Genomic DNA, 19,915 nt, shown 5'->3' on the forward strand with positions numbered 1-19,915 from the left:
GCTTTTTTTAGTCGAAAACTTTCTTACTGTTAATTAAGGATTTATGGAGGAAGAAAATTTGAATTTTTATTATAGCGAAAAGAGCAATGCTGATTGATAGATAGGAGTTTGTTACTATTTTTTATTTGGTATCAAGAAATATAGAAAGAAGAAATTTGAATTTTTATAAGATTATTATTTCGAATGTATGTTACGGGAAAACGCTTTATGGTCTTGAAAAAACTAACCATATTACGACAAATAGCATTAAAATTCTATTTTTTTTGTAAATTCTTTAAATTTTTGTAAAGGAACCTTGTTAAGCAATTTATAACATTATACAATGATTCTCGGATAGGTTTGTTATATTTTAATAGTAAAAATATAACCTATTATCCTTGGGTTAAACGTATAGGTGTTTAGGCCTATGACATTTTATGAGCTGCAACTATATTGTCTGATAAAGGATGTGACAAAGAAACTAGCTAATTTTGTAGAGGTACAGTGGATTGTGTGAAAGTTAAGGGTGGGAAGCTGCATATAGAAAAACTACTATTCTATTAGGATAATTTTTCTAACTACTTTAGTAGTTCATGTGTATGTCACTTTCAAACAAGATAGTCTCCTTTCGAGACATTCGAAACAAGAAGCTAATCTAAAAAATAAGAGGAGAAAAAACATGAAAAGAAGAAATAAGAGGAATCTTAGTATTATTACGATAATTGCTATACTTTTTAGTTTATTCTCACCAGTAGCTAATTTAAAGGTAAAGGCTGAAGCAGTTGTAGCTACAGATTTAATTATCTCGGAATATATCGAGGGAAGCAGCTTTAACAAGGCAATCGAGTTATATAACGGAACTGGCTCTGACCTTGATTTAAGTCAGTACAGCCTGGGAATTCATACAAATGGTGCAGAAGAAATTTCACATAAACTCTCACTGAACGGCACATTAAAAAATGGCGATACTTATGTTATTTATCATACTCAAGCCGATGAAAAAATAAAGGCAAAAGGAAATCTAGAAAATTCAACGGTAATTAATTTTAATGGTAACGATCCTCTTGTTCTATTAAAAGGAGAATCTATTATTGATTCAATTGGCCAAGTTGGCTCGAATGCTGATTTTGCTAAAGACGTTACGTTAATTAGAAATAGTGATGTTTTATCAGGTGACAAAAATGTTAAAGACATTTTTGATCGAAATGTAGAATGGACGAACAAAGGAATTAATTCCTTTGATAATCTTGGCATACATACTTTTGGCACAGCTGCTCCTGAAGAGCCTACTGAACCTGCAGAACCAGATCCTGCTATTTCGATCGCAAAAGCTCGTGAATTTGGCGCTGGCAAAACAGTTACGATAGAAGGAATCGTGACAACAAATTCAGGACTTTGGGGAAGCGAGACTTTCTATATGCAAGATTCCACTGCTGGGATGTATGTTTATGCTAGCCCTAAATCTGTTAAGCCAGGAGAAAAAGTAAAAATAACGGGCGTATTGAAGACATATAAAAATGAACTGGAAATCGAACCAGAAAGCCTTGATATCGTGTCTTCAGACAATGATCTGCCGGCAGCACAGTCTGTTACTGAGGTATCTGATTCCACACAAGGAGAATTACTTACATTACAAAACGTCACAATCTCCGAAATGACAAAAGATAGCTATGGCACTGCTACATTCCAAGCTGTATTTGAAAGTGGAGAAAAGGTACGTGTAATTCACGATAATCGTACAGGTTCTAGTTATGATGATTTAATTAAGCATTACAAAGAAGGCGATAAAGTTCATCTTACAGGAATCGGATCAATTGATGAAACGGGGTATCATCTAAAAACTACTGGTCTTAATAGCTATGATTTAGTGAACAAGCCAGCCGTTTATTCCACACAAACACCAGGGGTAGTTCCAGCTGGTACAAAGGTTGAGTTGAATTCTGGTCTAGAAGATGCTGCTATTTACTACACAACAGATGGTTCTACACCAACTGAAACAAGTGTAAAATACACACAGCCAATCGCTTTAAAAACAGGTGAAACTACGATTAAAGCAATTGCTGTAACAAATGGTACAGTAAGTGATGTATTTAGCTTTACTTTTAAAATTCTAAATACGGAAAATCTCCGTATCCATGATATACAAGGAAAAGGGCATATTTCTGAATATAATGGTTCTTCTGTTACGAACATAACTGGTGTTGTAACCCATGTATTTGGTTCAAGCAGTTTTGTTATGCAGGATGTGGATGGAGCAGATACAGATATCGAAACATCTGAAGCAATTGAAGTATACAAGTCCTCTCATGGGGTTTCTGTTGGAGACAAAGTTTCCGTTAATGGAACTGTTACAGAATATGGTGGAGGAGCTAATCTGTCTAAAACACAAATTACCGCAACATCCATTACTAAAGATGGAACGGCTGAACTACCGGCTCCACTTATTATTGGGAAAGATATTTTTCCTCCAAACAAAGTAATTGATAATGATGAAATGACATCTTTTGATCCAGATGAAGATGGGATCGACTTTTGGGAATCTCTTGAATATATGCGTGTATCATTCCCAGATGCACTAGTAGTAGGACCTCCATATTCGAATGATGTACCTATTATTGTGGAAAGCACGACGAATAATACATTAAATAATCAAGGTGGATTAAATATTGCTGAAGACGATTATAATCCAGAAAAAATCTTTTTAGATAATGTGGGAAGTGATTTCCAGCCAGGTGATAAGTTTAATGGTGACGTTGTCGGTGTCGTAACCTATTCAAGTAATGGTTATCAATTATCTGTTAATAAAAACGAATTACCTACTTTAACAAAATCCAATTTAACACAAGAAGTTACTCATATTGTCCCGGCAGAAGATAAATTAACTGTGGCTTCATACAATATTGAGAATTTCTCTAACAATAAAGCAAACACTCCAGATGCCAAAGTAGCTAAAATTGCCAAGTCATTTGTAGAAAACATGAAATCTCCTGATATTATTACGTTAGTAGAGGTTCAGGATAATGATGGAGAAACTGATTCAGGAAATTCTGATGCATCAGAAAGTTATCAACGTTTAATCAATGCAATTGTTGCTGCAGGTGGTCCAGTATATAAATGGATAGACGTGGCTCCTGTAAATAACACAAACGGTGGAGCTCCTGGTGGCAATATTCGTGTTGGTCATCTTTACAACCCTGAACGTGTAACATTGGTTGAAGGAACGAAAGGAAAAGCAACGGAAGCAAATGGTTGGACGGAAACAGGGAACCTTACATTAAACCCAGGTGTTATTAATCCACAAGCATTTAGTAACACACGTAAACCACTTGCTGCAGAATTCGAATTTAAAGGTCAGCGTGTTGTAGTAATCGGAAACCATTTGAATTCTAAAGGTGGAGATCAATCTTTATGGGGAGCTAACCAGCCGCCTGTACTGTCTTCTGAAGCAGAGCGCATCAAGCTTGCACAAGAAGTAAACAACTTTATTAAAGAAGGGCTTGCTAAAAACCCTAACTTAAATGTGGTTGTAACTGGAGACATGAATGATTTTGAATTTACACCGGCTCTTAAGGCTTTAAAGGGTGAGATTTTAACAAATATGGTGGAAAAGGTTCCAGCTGAAGATCGTTTCTCCTACTTCTTCCAAGGTAACAACCAAGTACTAGACCATATTTTAGTAACAAATAGATTAGCAAATGTAACAACGGCTGATATGATTCATATTAACGCAAACTTTACGGAAGCAACTGGACAAGCATCTGACCATGATCCAGTAATGATTCAACTTGATTTATCTAATTTACCAGAAGTGCCTGATTTAACTATTATGCATACTAATGATATCCACTCTGCTTTGGATAACATACCGAAGACAGTTACTGCTGTAAAAGAAATAAGAGCAGCAAATCCAGATGCCCTTCTCCTTCATGCAGGAGACCAATTTACAGGGACCTTATACTTTAATGAATTCCAAGGAAAAGCTGATTTAGCGATGCTGAACTTGCTTGGCATTGATGCAATGACCTTTGGAAACCATGAATTTGATTTAGGTTCTTCTGTAGAAGGCCATCAGGCGCTAGCTGACTTTATTAAGGGAGCAAACTTCCCATTTGTCAGTGCGAACGTTGACTTTTCAAAAGATGGGAAATTTACTGGACTTCAGAACAAATCGATTGAGTCAAACAGTGAAAACGGAAAGATATATAATGGCATTGTCAAAGAAGTAAATGGAGAGAAAGTTGGGATTTTCGGATTAACGACAGCGGAAACGGCTGACATTTCTAGCCCAGGATCGATTGCTTTTGAAAACTATTTGAAAGAAGCAGAAAAGGCAGTAGAAGCTTTTGAAGAAGCTGGGGTAAATCGAATTGTTGCCTTGACCCATATTGGATATGACGATAATGCAGCAATTGATAATGATTTAATTCTTGCGGAAAAAGTAGAAGGTATTGACGTGATTGTCGGAGGTCATAGCCATACAACATTGGAGAAACCAGTAATAGTAGACGAGGATGAAACACCTACGTTAATTGTTCAAACTGGTAACTCCAACAGTAATCTTGGCGTTTTAAATGTAACTTTTGATGAAAATGATGTAGTGAAGACTTATGACGGTCACTTAGTAGCTATCGGTGCTCAAGAAGAGGATAAAGAAGCTGTTAAAGTATTGGAGCCATTTAAAGAGAAAATTAATCAAGTGGCTAAAACGGAAATCGGCGTGTCATCACCAATTGCATTAGAAAGTCCACGTACGAATGGCGATGATACAAAACCAAGTGTCCGCAAGAATGAAACGATTTTAGGAAACTTGATTACAGATGGAATGCTTGAGAAGTCAAGAACGTTCACTGGTAAAAATATTATTATGGCCCTGCAAAATGGCGGGGGAATCCGTGCAGCAATTGATAAAGGACCAATCACAGTTGGTGAAATAATCACTGTTCTTCCATTTAACAACACATTAGCAACCATGGATGTAACAGGTGCTGAGCTAAAAGAAGCGTTTGAAATTTCTCTAGGTCAGTATCCAGCAGAAAATGGTGGTTTCTTACATGTAGCGGGTGGAAAAGTAGTATATGATGAAACAAAACAACCTGGAGAGCGAATTGTATCTGTTTCCTATTTAAATGAAGCTGGTAAATATGTAGAAGTACAAGATGATACGATGTACACAATTGCTACAAATGCATTTACTGCTAAAGGCGGAGACGGCTATGACGTTTTTGCTAAAGCTTATGCAGAAGGCCGAGTTACAGACTTAGGATTATCTGATTGGGAAAACTTCCGTGACCATTTGGTGAGTATTGGAAGCGAGGGAATTCCTACTGAAGTAGAAGGAAGAATTATGGATGTGAGTCAGGATCCAGGTGAAGAGCCAGGGCAGGATCCAGGTGAAGAGCCAGGACAGGATCCAGGTGAAGAGCCAGGGCAGGATCCAGGTGAAGAGCCAGGGCAGGATCCAGGTGAAGAGCCAGGACAGGATCCGGGTGAAGAGCCAGGGCAGGATCCAGGTGAAGAGCCAGGGCAGGATCCGGGTGAAGAGCCAGGGCAGGATCCGGGTGAAGAGCCAGGTCAAGGACCAGGAGAAAAACCAGGTAACTCAAATAAAGTAAAAGAAATTAAACCGAAAGTAACAAAGGATGGTAACAAGTATAAGATTAGTGATTCTGCTCTTGCGAGTATTGCAGATAATGCTGTAGTCGTTATCAAAGTCGATAACAAAATCAATGCAACATTTACATTAACAAAAGAGCAAGTCCAAGCTTTACAGAGTGCGGGAGCATCGATTGTAGTAAGTAATGGAAATGTGGATGTACAAATTCCTGCCTCCATTCTTCCGTTAGCTGAAAACGTAAATATTAACGTAAAGAAAATGAAAGTAAAGGGTTCGCTTATTGCTTATGACTTTACAATAGAAGCTGATGGAAAAACGTACCATGAATTTGATGATAAAGTGAAACTCACATTTAAAGTTGATTCAAAACAAGTCAAAAATCCTAAAAATGTAAAGGTTTATTATTGGAATGAAAAAGCAGATAAATGGGAATTGATTGGTGGAGAATATAAGAACGGCAAGGTGTCTGTTTATACGGATCACTTCAGTACGTATGGCGTATTTGAAGGACAGCCGCAGTCTTCTAATGTTCCAACTCAAGCTAACGAGCTTCCAGATACAGCGACAAACAACTTTAATATTTTAGTTGCAGGGTTTATATTACTTATAGTTGGTATTGGTTTGTATTTTGGGAAGAGAAGAAATTCGAGAACAAATTAATTGGTATTAATCGAGTGATTTTTATCATCCTTAGCAAAACTAGGTAGAAGGGGAAGAACTCAGAATCCCCTAATATTAGAAAATAAAGAAATAGCGTTTTTTTAAACATTTTCGTTAAGGTATTTAAAAATAAGATAACTTTGATAAAGAAGATGATCTCCGTGAATAGGGGATCATCTTTTTACTTCTTACTTTTTAATAGAAAATCAGAAACTAAAATTTAACAATAAGTGCGGTTCTTGGAAGTTTTTCCTGATTTCTATAATTTGAATAAAGACTCTATAGATGCTAGCCTCTTTTTTTAGTCATTGGATCTATAGAGTTCATTATTGTGTTATATAGTACTTCTTTATGGGTGTCCCCTTGTTACTTGACCATTTTTAAGAATGTACTCCCCTGATTTAAAGTGATAGTTACTACCTTGATTGTTGTCCCATGAATTATTTCCATTATTAAAAGCAGCTTCAAGACCGTCTGCTGTACCAATATCCAATGTAATCACAAAGTAGCCTGGATAATCGCTTTTGGACATTTGTGTTCCAGGTAATGTACTCCAATGCCCGTCATATGGTGAATAGTGAATCCGAGGTTCATTCCATCCAGTATAATAATAAATGGTTACTTTATTAGTGGACGGAGGTTCCCCTTCTAAAAGCTGTCCATTGTCCACAGTAAAGGTGCCATTTGTAAAAGCGTAATTTTTCCCGTTGTTATTATCCCACTTTCCTTTACCATTGTTAAAGGCTGCATTTATTTTATCGGCCTCTCCTAAGGGAATGGTTGTTACATAGTAAGCTGGAATACTAGATTGCTCCATTTTCTTACCAGGTAGATGTGTCCAATCTCCATCGCCAACTTGATAATGGATGTAAGGATTCTCAACACCTTTATAATAAATCGTTACTTCATTTGTGCGAACCTCTGTTGTTGTAACAGAAATAATATTGCTGCTTTTTGATTTCCCTATATCATTGATGGCTATTACATAATATTCGTATTCTGTCTGTGGACTGACACCAGTATCCTTATAGGAGGTAGTAGATGTTTCTCCAATTTTTTCTGCATCTCGGTATACAGCATAATGAGACACGTTAGCTGATGAAGCTTCCCAATTTAGTGTTACGGAACTAGCATTCACTTCCGTTGCTTTTAAATTTTTTGGAGCTGAAGGGACAACTGGAGTAGTTGGATCACTATCATGCCATTCTCCATCAAACCATCCGCTTGTGCTTCTTATGAATCCAGGCTGATTAGGACCAGGCCACTGATTTTTAGCATCCTTAAAAATTACATTCATACTCTCGGTTCCTTTAACGGTATATACATACCAATCATCTTTATAATGCTCCATCTTTGGTGCGTTATTCCAAGAAGGTTCATCAACTTTTGGTTCCGTATCATAATAATAAAGATGAGGTGTACTCCAGTTATCTGGTTTCTTAAAGTAAATAGTTAAGCCATCAATTTTTGTGAAAGTATAGGTTTTCTCTGCTTCTCCATATTGATTTTTGGCCGTTAAGGTAAGAATAATTTCATCCCCAACCGCGGTATCTGCACCCAATGAGATGGTTTTCCCTTTTGTATATGCAACTGGCTCTCCCTCGTTAATTTTATAAAATGCTTCTTCAACATTTTGATAATCCAAGGTTACATCAACTGTGTCGTCATAGAATGTACCACCAGGCGGATTAGCAGAGACTTTCGGCAATGGAGCGATTTTTTTATAAGTATACTCTTTTGCAACAGGACCTGAGTCATTTTCGGCATAGAGTTTTAGAACAAGTGTTTCGCCTATTTCTAGAGATTTTCCGATCGATAATTTATCTCCATCAACAAATGCAGTACCATTTTCACTAGGATCAGATCCATCTACTGTGTAGTAGCCTTCGGCTGTATTTTTTAAACTAAAGGATATTTCCAACTCTTCTGTATCAAATTCACTACTATTAGGAGTTACGGAAATGGATGGAAGAGCCTCTCCTTCGCGTTCTATTAATAAAACACCGTTCTTATGTGGTGTAAACGTAACCTTTCCATTGTGAACAGTAGCTGTATTGCCTGTATAGAAATCTTTCAGTTTATCTCCATCATTAAATACAGATGAAACGTCAATCGTTGTTTTGCCACTAGCTCCTACTGCAACAACAACTCGATCGTCTAATTCATTGCTGCTGAGGGTACGGCTAAATGTATAAGGGCTATTTCCAATTTGCTTATGCTCACCTGCACCAATTGCCTGGTGCCTATTTCTAAACTGCCCCATTTTTTGCCAATGAGTGAGAACTTGTTCGTTAATTGAATCCCAATTCATGGAGGATCTTGTTCCCTGATTAGGATCCGACCCTGTTGGACCGAATGGTCGGGCTGTTTCATCTCCATAAAATATTTGAATACCACCAGGTAATAACATTAAATAAGTTCCACCATCAATTAATCGATCTCTAGGATAAAGCGATGTATCATGTTGAGATAGATAGCTCAGTACATTGAAATCTGGATCGGTATTGATTTTGCTTGCATAATGTGAAAACGTATCTTCCATTGATGCTAGATTGTATGCTGGACCATTTGCACCTTCTCCTTGGAAGGTAAAATTAATAATAGAGTCAAAACCATTGTAAAAATACTCACTTTTTCCTACTCCGTGTCCCCAAACTTCACCTGTCATCCAAAAATCATCATCCCATTGCGCACCAGGGGCATCTGGATTATTGGCCCGCCATTTCCAAAGTGCATCATTGGCTTCTTCTTTTAGTTGTTTCCACCGGTGGATTTCTACATGTTTGGCTGTATCAACTCTAAATCCGTCAATTCCGAACTCTTCTACCCATGAGGATAACCATTTAGTGATGTAATCAGCAGGGGCAACTCCCAAATTTTTACGTAAATCTTTTGCAGCTGGAACAATCCAAGAATCGTATGATCCATTTTGCTCCTTATTCCATTTATTTTTTAATAAGTTAGGTAGACCTAAGTCTTGCGTAACATCTGTACGGAAATCAGGAAGTCCAGAAAGACACATATTTTTATCATCATTCCCACATTGAGTATAGCCGCCAATCCCAGCTTTTACCCAATCTCCCCACCAATTTTTCCATGCATTCGCATCGTCATAATTGATATAATTATGAACATCATGCCAGGATTGTCCAGAACCTGGTGTCCAAGTTTCAGGTACCCCTGGATTACCAAAATTGTATTCATGCATATCTTTAATAGTATTATATCCAGCATGGTTCATTACAACATCCATAATTACTCGAATGCCTCTTTCATGAGCCTTATTAACAAACTCTCTCATTTCATTTACAGTTCCCATGTTTTGGTCTACCATGGTGTAATCTAATGCATAATATCCGTGGTAAGAATAATGAGCGAAATCACCGCTATTACCCCCGCCAACCCAGCCGTGGATCTGTTCATAGGGAGCAGTAATCCATATTGCGTTGATTCCTAAATCTGTAAAGTAACCTTCGTCCAACTTATTTGTAAGCCCTTTCAAATCACCGCCGTGAAAAGTACCGATGTTACTTCCGTTTGCATCTGTTTGCGGTCTTCCATAGGAATTATTATTAGCGGTGTTCCCATCAGCAAAACGGTCTGTCATAGCAAAATAGACTGTTGCATTATCCCAGGAAAAGTCGTTTTCTTCTAAATTAATAGTCTCTGCTTTAACTTGATGTTGTTCATTTGAACCTTGAAACGTTAATCCAGAAAAGATAGTAAAGAAAATTAAGAATAAGTAACTTATTTTTTTGAAAAAAATCATTTGATCCCTCCTATATTTGTAAAAACGTTTGCACCAAGTATTAAAGTTCACCTCCTCATTTTTTAATAGGTATTAAGTTTTAACTATGCAAACGATTTCAATGTTGGTACGAGGATATAATAGCATAAATTTATTTAATAATCTTTAATAATAGTAGAAATGAGTAAAAAGTCGGAATAGTAAGAAAAAAGATGGGAAAAAAGCAGTTTACAAGAGATAGTTTTAAGGAGAAGTGGTTAATCTATAATTCCCGATTGCCAAAATGATAATTAGTAAGGTTCATGTTGATAATCTCTTCTATCTCTGTTCTTTTACGCCTGGATAGTTTGCTAAAGATTCCTCATAGATCGTATTATAGCTTTCTTTATCAAAGGCAATCGCTACATGAGGATCTCTTAATCGCTCTGCTTTTCGATCAAAAAATGCACTAAGTTGAATAATAAGCATTAAGCCAGGATTGAGTAATATTTGCTTAGTATGGTAATCACTTGTGCTTGTATTATGGTTTTAGCTTATATTGTTTCTATGATTATTTCGCTTAGAATTAAGAAAATATCTGCATATGAACTAATTACAGAATAAAGAAAAACCGTGCAATAAATATAAAGCAATAGGAATTTTATAGGAGTCCTAACTAACCAGCGGGCAATTTAATAACCAGCTCATTATCTTTATTAGAGTGATTTTCTATTCTATCTTAAAGTTTAATTAAGATAAAATCCGACTTTTTGGGAATAGTAATCTTAATGAATGATAAAGGGTGGGCACGATGAAAATAATGAAATATTCCAAGACGCTGTTGATTTTGTCGATGATCGTACCTTGGGTGACGGTACTTTTATTAGGTAAAAATACACTTAAACGATATATAGCTGCAAGCACGTTTATTGCGTTGATGGTGAGATTGACAAATATCGTTGCTAAAAGACGTAAATGGTGGTGGTGGTATGAAAAAATCCATCCAAGAATACCTGGAGACATTCCGTTTATGTTAGGATCCTTTTTTGTGGGTACCATTTGGATATTAAAATGGACATACGGAAAGTTCTTTACTTATATGGGGATCAACATGGTTATTGATTCTATATTTACCTATGTTATTGTACCTTACTTAACTAAATTTGGGATAGCATCGTTGGTGCGATTATCCAAAATGCAGATAATGTATGTGTTTACGGTTTTAGCTTTAATCTTATATGCCTTTCAATTTTTATATGAAAAGATTCAGTTTAATAGATGGAAACTAAAACATAAAGAGTAAACGAGTTTAGCAAGACCAAAACATATAATGGTATAGTAAAACGAATAGAAATGGGATTCATTATGAAGGTTGGAATTTATGGATTTCTGTAATCGTTGATCCGGTTCTTTTGGATATTTTATTACTGTATTATACGTGGATATCTAAGTCAGATAATCTCCCTAATTAAATTAAAATTCATTTAGCCCAAGAAGTTGGGTTATTTTTGTTAGAAAGGTTGATTGTTTTAAGGAAAAAGGAAGCAGTATTCATTCCTTTTTTATATGGATATATATTGAATTTATTAGTGGAAGATCCTTTGCGATCTAGAGGTACTATACTTTTTAAGGATAATTATTTATGATTAACACTAGAACTCTACTGAAGGTAGATGAAAAGTATATAGTTGTTTTGAAAATTGGAGGGAAAATCATGGAGAATAATGATATTTTAATTCGTTTAAGATACGCGTTAGAAATAAAAAATAGTGAAATGGCTGAAATTTTTAAGCTTGGGGGAAAAGAGGTATCTGTGCCTGAAGTAGTAAGAATACTGAAGAAGGCAGATGAAGAGGCAGAAAATGATGATCAAATCAAATTGACGAATAGTATGTTAGATTCCTTTCTAAATGGCTTTATTATTTATAAGAGAGGAAAGCAGGAGCCAAAACCAGGACAATCCAGCGCACCTGAATCATCGATAAAAAACAATACGAGTGTTAATAACATTTTATTAAAGAAAGTTAAAATTGCGCTGTCATTAACGACAGAGGATATGATTGATATATTTAAAAAAGCAGGATTAAATGTGTCTAAAGGGGAATTAGGAGCTTTTTTAAGGAAAGAAGGCCATAAAAACTATAAGGTGTGTTTAGATAATTTCGCTAGAAACTTCTTAAAGGGATTAGCTATTAAATATAGAGGATAAGTAAAGGTAGGTGACGATATGCTGCATACCTACTTAGGTGAAACAATCCGTTATGAAATAAAGTATAAAAATCGTACTTCCATTGGAATAACATTAGATGGATATGGAAACATTGAAATCTTGGCTCCCAAAAAGACATCAGACGATTATGTCCATCAAGTACTGGAGCAAAATTGGAACCAAATTCAAACCAGAATAAAAGAAATGCAGACAAGAATGGCAGGCCCGCAGGAAAAGGTATATGAGAATAAGGAGAGATTTCTTTATTTAGGTAATAGCTATCCTATTGACATTATCCAAGATATAACGGTTGTTCAAGAACAGGTGAAATTCGAAGTGGACAAGCTGTGTATCTATATAAAAGAGTATGATAAGAAACAAATAAAAAAATTATTAAAAAGGTATTATTATCAGCGAAGTAAGTCTTTAGTAGAGGAGAGGATCTCCTTCTATCAAAGTAACTTTAAAACAAAGCCTCGATCGATAAGGATTACGGATAGCAAAACCAATTGGGGCACCTGTGATTCCAATTTTCAATTAACCTTCAATTGGAGGTTAGCGATGGCTCCACTTGAGGTAATTGATTATGTTGTTATTCATGAAATGTGTCACATGGTTCATCTTAATCATGATCGCTCTTTTTGGAGACTTGTTGGGAAGTTAATGCCTGACTACCAGGAGAAAGAGAAGTGGCTAGCTTTATCTAATTGGAAAATGACAGTCTAGTTATATGGAGAGAAAACAGAATTTGACTGGAGCATTAATCCAGTCTTTTTTGAATGACGGAGATTGATAACATAAAAGCAATAATTATTTTCTTATACTTTGGCTGATAAGTTATGTGGTTTGGCTGAAAAGAGCTGAAGTTTGGCTGATAAATCCCAAGATTGGCTGAAAAGAGCCGAAGTTTGGCTGATAAATCTCGAATTTGGCTGAAAAGAGCTGAAGTTTGGCTGATAAATCCCAAGTTTGGCTGAAAAGAGCTGAAGTTTGGCTGATAAATCTCGAATTTGGCTGAAAAGAGCTGAAGTTTGGCTGATAAATCTCGAATTTGGCTGATAAGCCCTCAACTTTGGCTGATATCCTAAAAAATCGTACCTCACTTTTGCCTATGTCTCAGTTCTTTTTATTAATTTCCTTAAACGATTCAATCATATGCTGCCGAAACTGTCTTGCTACATAAGAATAATGTCTATTTTTTAACCAAGCGAAACCAACCATTTGATAACAATGGGGATTCTTTAGACGAATGATTTTACTATTAGTTAGTTGTTTGCCTAAAAAAGAATATTGAGGGTAAAAGGAAATACCTTGTCCTTCGTCAACAAGCTGCAAAACTATCGATAGTTCCGTTCCTTCAAATACAATATTAGGTGTGAAGCCAGCTTGTATACAACATTGTTCAAACATACTTATAGATTCTAATCCTGATTTATAGCCAATAAATCGTTCATTTTTTACATCTTGTAAATCAATTTCATCTAAGTGTGCTAGTCGATGATTTTTTGGAACGATTAAATCCAACCGTTCTTTTAAGACAGGCAGCCATTCTATATCGGGCCCTGTTATGGGTGTATTGGAAACACATAATTCAATTTCTCCCCGCATTAACCGTTCCTTTGCAATAAAATCAGGTAATATCGATTGTTGAATCCGTACATTTGGTCTTCTTTCATAGAAACGTTTGAATATAGAAGGAAGAATGGTGGAACTCATGACACTAACCGATACTTGATCTTCCTCTATTTCAGCCATTTCTTGAATTGTTTCATGGGCATCTTCTAAGATTCTTAGAGCGTGTTCTACTTCTTTCGCATAAAACTTCCCATAATTATTCAACCGAATATTCTTCCCATTTCTATTGAATAAAGGAACACCTAAATCCTCTTCTAATCTAGCGATTGTTTTGCTTAGTGATGATTGTGAAATATCTAATTGAAGTGCTGCTTGAGACATATGCTCAGTCTTGGCAACAGTGAGAAAGTAGTGTAACTGTAATAATTGCATACGAACCCCTCTTATGAATCATAATAAATATACATATTCCTTTGCTTCTATTGTATCTATTTTCGGAAAGGATTACGATAAAAACGAATTCACAAATCTGTCACATTTAAATTAAACATATATAAGGAGTAGGTCATATGAAGATTAAAGCAGCCGTTACCCCAGGGCAAGGTGAAGATTTTCTTTTAGAAGAAGTAGAATTAGCTGCCCCAAAAGCAAATGAAGTATTAGTGAAAATTGTTGCAACTGGTGTATGTCATACAGATGCAGTTGCTCGTGATGCAGCAATTGCTCCACTACCTGCAGTACTTGGACATGAAGGAGCAGGGATTATTGAAGAAGTTGGTTCAGGCGTTACACGTCTAGCAAAAGGGGATCATGTTGTATTATCCTTTGCACATTGTGGACATTGTGAAAATTGTTTAACAGGTCATCCAACTGTTTGTGAAACATTTAATGACTTGAACTTTGGCGGTGCTCATGATGATCATACTCATCGCTTATCTAAAGATGGGAAACCACTTTCCACTTTCTTTGGTCAATCTTCCTTTGGTACATTTGCAATTGCTCATGAGCGTAACATTGTTAAAGTGGATAAAGAGGTAGATTTAGCACTTTTAGGACCTTTAGGTTGTGGAATCCAAACAGGAGCAGGTACTGTTTTAAATAAAATCAAGCCTGAATTTGGAGCTACTATTGCTATATATGGTGCAGGTGCCGTTGGCTTAAGTGCTATTATGGCTGCTAAAATAGTTGGCTGTAAAACAATCATTGCTGTTGATATTCATGATTCACGGTTAGAGCTTGCCAAAGAACTTGGTGCAACACATACATTCAACGGAACAAAAGTAGATGTTGTTAAAGAAATTAAGGAATTAACAAAGGGCGGAACAAAATATGCAGTCGATACAACTGGCTTTCCTCCAGTAGTTCGTCAATGCTTACAAGCACTGCGTCCATTAGGTGTGGCAGCAGTAGTAGGAGTTACACCTGAAATGAATATTGATGTCCATAATGATATAATGGCAGAAGGAAAAACAATGATGGGTGTCATTGAAGGGGACTCTGTACCAAATGTTTTTATCCCACAGCTAGTAGAATACTACAAAAACGGTCAATTCCCATTTGATAAGTTAGTTAAATTCTATGACTTTAATCAAATTAATGAGGCTTTCGAAGCTTCTAAAAACGGAGAAGCGATTAAACCAATACTACGAATAAGTTAATAATTTAAAAATAGGAAAAGTGGCGTTAAATAGATCTATATCGACTATTGGACGCCACTTCTCTGTTCATTTATTTAAATCATTACCTCCAGCAATAAGGCCCTCAGAAACTTTCTTTTTTATCCGACTATCTTCCTAAAAAAATTGGTGAAGGGAACTTTTTACTTTAATTATTCGTAATCCTTTTTGACTTAATAAAATATATTAGGAGGAGAATTTTTGAATTTTGTTGCCTGGATGATTGTTGCTAGTGAAATAGGCTTTTGGATTGTGATTATTTTAGGATTACTAATTAGATATGTTTTTAAAAGAGAGAAATTAGGCTTTTTCTTTTTAGCGCTAACACCAGTAATTGATTTGCTTTTATTGATTACAACAAGTTTGGATATGTATCGAGGAGCTACCGCAACCACTGCACATGCCATTGCTGCTGTTTATATTGGCGTTTCGATTGCATTTGGAAAAGACATGATTAAATGGGCGGATGAGAGATTCCGGTATTACGTTGCAAAACAAGGAGCTAAACCTATTTCATTGTTTGGGATGGCATATGCTAAGCATTACTTGAAAAGTTGGGGGAAACATGTGTTAGCTTATGCTATTGGGGCAGGGATATTACTAGGCTTAATTTTTTTCATCAAGGATACTGCTCGCACAGAAGCACTAGACGGTGTACTAAAATTATGGACAGTAGTATTAGGCATTGACCTGATTATTGCGATTTCAAATTTTATATGGCCAAAAAAGAAAAAGGATTAGAGGAAGAATTTTTCTTCCTCCATTATTTTATTCATTAATATTCAGGGCAATCTCTTCTAATTCTTCTTTAACTTGGCCAATAAGGGAAATAGCTGATCCGATGGCTTGAATCCAGTTGCCTAATACACCGATATTTTGTTGGTTAAGGTTACTTATTCCATGTAATTGTTCTGTTCCCCTTAGTGCCTGCAAAGAATTTCCAATCCCCTGAAGCAAACCACCAATTATATTTTCGATTCTTCCATTTGCTGTATGATCAAAAAATTCATCTGTAAGCCCGACAAAGCTGCCTAATGCTTGAAGCCAATTGCCTGTAATAATTAGTTTCTGCTCTGTTGGGGTGTTGCTCCATTTATAAAGAAGCAAGCCGGTTATAACCGTTGAATTTCCAATTGCCTGAATTTCATCTCCTAGTTTTTCTAATGAAATAGTCCCTTGTCCGTCAGCTTGTAATGCGCTGCCTGTTCCTTGTAATATATTGCCAAATAAACGAAGCTGATAATTTGTTTCTCTAGACAAGTGGAAAGAGGGGGTAATTCCGATAGCTGCTTGGATAGTACCAATCGTATTGATAGCTGATCCGAATATTTCTTTAAAATGACCATTCATTCCATATCAACCGCCCATTCCTTTACAATAACTAACATATTCAAAAATGTTTTAAATGGGATAAAAACGAGCTGGATATAATAAAAACAACTTGGAATAAAGTTTCCAAGTTGTTTTTTCAAACAGAAAATAATCCTTTTATTTGCTACCGAAGCTTCCAGAAAATTGCTTTACTACTGCTTGGATTTCCTCTAATCTTTCTGGTTTTATTAGACTGATCATTTTAGGCAGAAACTGTTCTATATCATTTTGGGAAAAAGTACCCTCGTCTTGTTTTCGGAAGTTATCCATTAGTATAGCCTTTGCTTCTTCTTCTTTACCCTCTTGTACTCGCTGTAAGATAAAAGCTAAAAACTTTTCTTGCCCTTGCTTGTCCATTTCGTTGTCCTCCTAATAGTATTTATCTTTGTTTATTATAAACGTAAAAGCTGTTCTCTAAAATATGAATTTCAATATAAATGAGGATAAGTAGATCAACCAATGAGATTCTAGCCAAGCTATTCTTTTTTTGGATGGACTACTTCGTGTTATTATTAGTCCTAAATATGGGTAGATATGGTTATAGAATAAGCTTCTATCTGTTAGTGAAAGAGGCGGGGTATGAGTAGTCCTACAATTTAAATAAGGAGAACTAAATGCAATGATAAAATTTGAAAATGTATCAAAAAGATACACTGATGGAACAGCAGCAGTTGATTCGGTTGAATTAGAAATTAAGCAAGGGGAATTTTTTGTTATTATCGGACCAAGTGGTTGTGGGAAAACAACGACATTAAAGATGATTAATCGTTTAATTCCTCTTTCAGATGGCACCATTTATATAAAGGGGAAAAAAATAAGCGAGTATGATATTCATGAATTACGGTGGAATATTGGCTATGTGCTCCAACAAATTGCTTTGTTTCCCCATATGACTATTGAAGAGAATATCGCAATAGTTCCTGAATTAAAACAGTGGGAAAGAGACAGAATTAAACAACGAACCGACGAGCTTTTAGAAATGGTTGGTCTCGATCACCAAACATACGCCAATCGAAAGCCTAGTGAGCTATCAGGAGGAGAACAGCAAAGAGTTGGGGTTATTCGTGCTCTTGCGGCAGATCCAGAGATTCTATTAATGGATGAACCCTTTAGTGCCTTGGATCCGCTTAGCCGTGAAAAGTTACAAGATGATATGTTGGACTTAAAGAAAAATCTAAAAAAAACGACTGTATTTGTTACACATGATATGCAAGAAGCTTTAAAACTAGCAGATAGAATTTGCATTATGAAAAAAGGGAGGGTTGTTCAGATTGGCACCCCTCAAGAACTTATTACGAATCCTGCTAATGATTTTGTGAAGAACTTTGTTGGAAATACACATGATAGCTGGAGCAATGATTTTCAACTGGAGAACTTATTAGAGCCAATTATGGAAGAAGAGGATATGCAAAAAAGTCAAGTGAGTGCACCAATTACTGCTACTATGCAAGAGATAGTAGATTTGCTAGTGGAGTATGAACAAGTAATAATCGAACGAGATGGAACGCCTATTGGATTGGTTAATCGCAGGTCAATAATGAAATATGTATCTTCTAGTCTACTTCAGAAAGGGGTGTAAGGAATGAAGGAGCTGACACAAGTATTTCAAGACAGAAAGTCCGAATTAGCGAGCGCGTTGTTTGAGCATATTCAAATATCCTTTATTGCGCTCTTTTTTGCAGTCATCATTGCTATTCCACTAGGAATTTATATTACTAGACATAGGAAGGTGGCCGAAGGGATAGTAGGAATCACATCTGTTATTCAAACAATCCCTTCTTTGGCATTATTAGGTATTTTGATTCCATTATTCGGAATTGGCAGAGTGCCGGCAATCATTGCTTTAGTTGCATATGCTTTGCTGCCAATTTTAAGAAATACATATACAGGAATTAAAGAAGTAGATCCGTCCTTAATTGAAGCGGCTCGAGCGATGGGGATGAATACAAGAAGAAGATTATTCAAGGTAGAAATTCCTCTTGCGATGCCAGTTATTATGGCAGGGATTCGGACAGCCATGGTGTTAATTGTAGGAACAGCCACTCTTGCTGCTTTAATTGGAGCTGGAGGTCTTGGCGATATTATTCTATTAGGTATTGATCGCAATAACACAAATCTAATTCTTCTAGGGGCGATTCCAGCAGCATTGCTTGCTCTTCTGTTTGACTACTTATTGAAAAAATTTGAGCAGCTATCCTATAAAAAAGCCTTTATTTCTGTTGGAGTGATTGCACTTTTATCGCTTTTAATAATTCTCATGCCATTAATAGGGCAGAAGGAGAAAGAGATTGTTATTGGGGGCAAATTAGGGTCTGAGCCAGAAGTTCTCATTAATATGTATAAAATACTTATTGAAGAAAAAACAGATCTACAAGTAGAACTGAAGCCGGGGTTAGGAAAAACCTCTTTCGTGTTTCAAGCATTGCAAACAGGAAGCATTGATCTTTATCCAGAATTTACAGGGACAGCCATTTCCGAATTTCTAAAGGAAACAGCTACTAGTACAAATCGGGAGGAAGTATATCGACAAGCAAGGGATGGTATGTTAAAAAAATATCAAATGATAATGTTAGAGCCGATGCAGTATAATAACACCTATGCATTAGCAGCTTCCAAGAGTCTTGCAGACCAATTCCAACTAGAATCAATTTCTGATCTGAAAGGGATAGAAGAGCAAATACAGGCAGGTTTTACATTGGAATTTTCAGATCGAGAAGATGGGTATCAAGGGATTCAGCATCTTTATGAACTTACCCTTCCTAATCTTGTAACAATGGAGCCTAAATTACGTTATGTAGCAGTTGAATCAGGTGAAATTAACTTAGTCGATGCATACTCCACAGATAGTGAGTTGCAGCAATATCAACTGAAGGTACTGGAAGATGACCAAAATCTTTTTCCACCATACCAAGGGGCGCCATTATTGAAAGAAGAAACAGTCGAGGAACATCCTGAGATAGTTGCTGCTTTAAATCAATTAGCTGGAAAAATAACAGATGATGAAATGAGGGCAATGAATTATCAAGTAAATATAGAAGGAAAAAGTCCGAGTGAGGTTGCCCAAGGGTTTTTAGAAAAAGCGGGTTTACTTCATTAGGGAATCA

General features: G+C 36.2%; 14 protein-coding genes. 8 read left to right on the forward strand and 6 right to left on the reverse strand.

Translation table 11 applies throughout. The features are described 5' to 3' along the window. The first annotated feature begins 658 nt into the window (after positions 1-658). Entirely contained in the window at positions 659-6,253 is a 5,595-nt protein-coding gene (locus NSQ92_RS01035; protein ID WP_341152266.1) for a 5'-nucleotidase C-terminal domain-containing protein, read from the forward strand. 349 nt (positions 6,254-6,602) lie between these two features. On the opposite strand, the gene NSQ92_RS01040 is transcribed toward NSQ92_RS01035, so the two are convergent. Beyond that, entirely contained in the window at positions 6,603-10,022 is a 3,420-nt protein-coding gene (locus tag NSQ92_RS01040) for a carbohydrate binding domain-containing protein (protein WP_341152267.1), read from the reverse strand. 297 nt (positions 10,023-10,319) lie between these two features. Next, positions 10,320-10,469: a hypothetical protein gene (locus NSQ92_RS01045; protein WP_341152268.1), complete on the reverse strand. Its 150-nt coding sequence runs from the start codon at positions 10,467-10,469 to the stop codon at positions 10,320-10,322. A 322-nt stretch (positions 10,470-10,791) separates the two neighbouring features. Here NSQ92_RS01045 and NSQ92_RS01050 point away from each other — a divergent pair, with 322 nt between their 5' ends. The 3 genes from NSQ92_RS01050 to NSQ92_RS01060 all read left to right on the forward strand — a co-directional run bounded on the left by NSQ92_RS01050 (position 10,792) and on the right by NSQ92_RS01060 (position 12,915). Further along, positions 10,792-11,283, forward strand: a complete 492-nt coding sequence (locus tag NSQ92_RS01050) for a hypothetical protein (protein ID WP_341152269.1) — start codon at positions 10,792-10,794, stop codon at positions 11,281-11,283. A gap of 411 nt (positions 11,284-11,694) precedes the next feature. Next, entirely contained in the window at positions 11,695-12,189 is a 495-nt protein-coding gene (locus tag NSQ92_RS01055) for a YehS family protein (protein WP_047941817.1), read from the forward strand. An 18-nt stretch (positions 12,190-12,207) separates the two neighbouring features. Then, positions 12,208-12,915, forward strand: coding sequence for a M48 family metallopeptidase (locus NSQ92_RS01060; protein ID WP_341152270.1), 708 nt, complete (start codon positions 12,208-12,210; stop codon positions 12,913-12,915). A 92-nt stretch (positions 12,916-13,007) separates the two neighbouring features. Here NSQ92_RS01060 and NSQ92_RS01065 read toward each other — a convergent pair whose 3' ends face one another. Together NSQ92_RS01065 and NSQ92_RS01070 are read right to left on the reverse strand one after the other, a co-directional pair. Further along, positions 13,008-13,259: a hypothetical protein gene (locus NSQ92_RS01065; RefSeq protein WP_341152271.1), complete on the reverse strand. Its 252-nt coding sequence runs from the start codon at positions 13,257-13,259 to the stop codon at positions 13,008-13,010. Between the two features lie 46 nt (positions 13,260-13,305). Further along, positions 13,306-14,196 (reverse strand): LysR family transcriptional regulator, encoded by an 891-nt coding sequence (locus NSQ92_RS01070; RefSeq protein ID WP_047941678.1) that lies wholly within the window; start codon positions 14,194-14,196, stop codon positions 13,306-13,308. A gap of 137 nt (positions 14,197-14,333) precedes the next feature. Here NSQ92_RS01070 and NSQ92_RS01075 point away from each other — a divergent pair, with 137 nt between their 5' ends. Both NSQ92_RS01075 and NSQ92_RS01080 read left to right on the forward strand, forming a co-directional pair. Then, the gene (locus NSQ92_RS01075) at positions 14,334-15,422 is read left to right on the forward strand and encodes an NAD(P)-dependent alcohol dehydrogenase (RefSeq protein ID WP_047941677.1); all 1,089 of its coding nucleotides are present in this window, start codon (positions 14,334-14,336) and stop codon (positions 15,420-15,422) included. A 219-nt stretch (positions 15,423-15,641) separates the two neighbouring features. Next, positions 15,642-16,181, forward strand: a complete 540-nt coding sequence (locus tag NSQ92_RS01080) for a hypothetical protein (protein WP_047941676.1) — start codon at positions 15,642-15,644, stop codon at positions 16,179-16,181. Between the two features lie 27 nt (positions 16,182-16,208). Here the strand turns inward: NSQ92_RS01080 and NSQ92_RS01085 are convergent, their stop codons facing one another. Together NSQ92_RS01085 and NSQ92_RS01090 are read right to left on the reverse strand one after the other, a co-directional pair. Continuing rightward, complete coding sequence (locus NSQ92_RS01085) at positions 16,209-16,790, reverse strand: DUF6944 family repetitive protein (RefSeq protein WP_341132092.1); 582 nt, start codon at positions 16,788-16,790, stop codon at positions 16,209-16,211. Positions 16,791-16,928: 138 nt separating this feature from the next. After that, a complete protein-coding gene (locus NSQ92_RS01090) occupies positions 16,929-17,168 on the reverse strand; it encodes a hypothetical protein (protein ID WP_047941674.1) in 240 nt (79 codons plus the stop codon). Between the two features lie 262 nt (positions 17,169-17,430). Between NSQ92_RS01090 and NSQ92_RS01095 the strand changes: the two genes are divergently transcribed. Both NSQ92_RS01095 and opuFB read left to right on the forward strand, forming a co-directional pair. Next, positions 17,431-18,390 carry an ABC transporter ATP-binding protein gene (locus tag NSQ92_RS01095; RefSeq protein WP_341132093.1) on the forward strand — a complete coding sequence of 320 codons (960 nt, stop codon included), beginning with the start codon at positions 17,431-17,433 and terminating at the stop codon, positions 18,388-18,390. 3 nt (positions 18,391-18,393) lie between these two features. Then, positions 18,394-19,908 carry an osmoprotectant update ABC transporter permease/substrate-binding subunit OpuFB gene (opuFB, locus tag NSQ92_RS01100; RefSeq protein WP_341132094.1) on the forward strand — a complete coding sequence of 505 codons (1,515 nt, stop codon included), beginning with the start codon at positions 18,394-18,396 and terminating at the stop codon, positions 19,906-19,908. Positions 19,909-19,915 lie beyond the last annotated feature (7 nt).

The sequence above is a fragment of the Niallia sp. FSL M8-0099 genome (assembly GCF_038006945.1).
GTDB lineage: Bacteria > Bacillota > Bacilli > Bacillales > Cytobacillaceae > Niallia > Niallia circulans.

Coding starts and splice junctions, on each gene's coding strand:
- NSQ92_RS01055 (WP_047941817.1), top strand. CDS start 11,695: ATGGAGAATAATGATATTTTAATTCGTTTAAGATACGCGTTAGAAATA.
- NSQ92_RS01075 (WP_047941677.1), top strand. CDS start 14,334: ATGAAGATTAAAGCAGCCGTTACCCCAGGGCAAGGTGAAGATTTTCTT.
- NSQ92_RS01045 (WP_341152268.1), bottom strand. CDS start 10,469: ATGCTTATTATTCAACTTAGTGCATTTTTTGATCGAAAAGCAGAGCGA.
- NSQ92_RS01090 (WP_047941674.1), bottom strand. CDS start 17,168: ATGGACAAGCAAGGGCAAGAAAAGTTTTTAGCTTTTATCTTACAGCGA.
- NSQ92_RS01050 (WP_341152269.1), top strand. CDS start 10,792: ATGAAAATAATGAAATATTCCAAGACGCTGTTGATTTTGTCGATGATC.
- NSQ92_RS01060 (WP_341152270.1), top strand. CDS start 12,208: ATGCTGCATACCTACTTAGGTGAAACAATCCGTTATGAAATAAAGTAT.
- NSQ92_RS01095 (WP_341132093.1), top strand. CDS start 17,431: ATGATAAAATTTGAAAATGTATCAAAAAGATACACTGATGGAACAGCA.
- NSQ92_RS01085 (WP_341132092.1), bottom strand. CDS start 16,790: ATGAATGGTCATTTTAAAGAAATATTCGGATCAGCTATCAATACGATT.
- NSQ92_RS01035 (WP_341152266.1), top strand. CDS start 659: ATGAAAAGAAGAAATAAGAGGAATCTTAGTATTATTACGATAATTGCT.
- NSQ92_RS01070 (WP_047941678.1), bottom strand. CDS start 14,196: ATGCAATTATTACAGTTACACTACTTTCTCACTGTTGCCAAGACTGAG.
- NSQ92_RS01040 (WP_341152267.1), bottom strand. CDS start 10,022: ATGATTTTTTTCAAAAAAATAAGTTACTTATTCTTAATTTTCTTTACT.
- opuFB (WP_341132094.1), top strand. CDS start 18,394: ATGAAGGAGCTGACACAAGTATTTCAAGACAGAAAGTCCGAATTAGCG.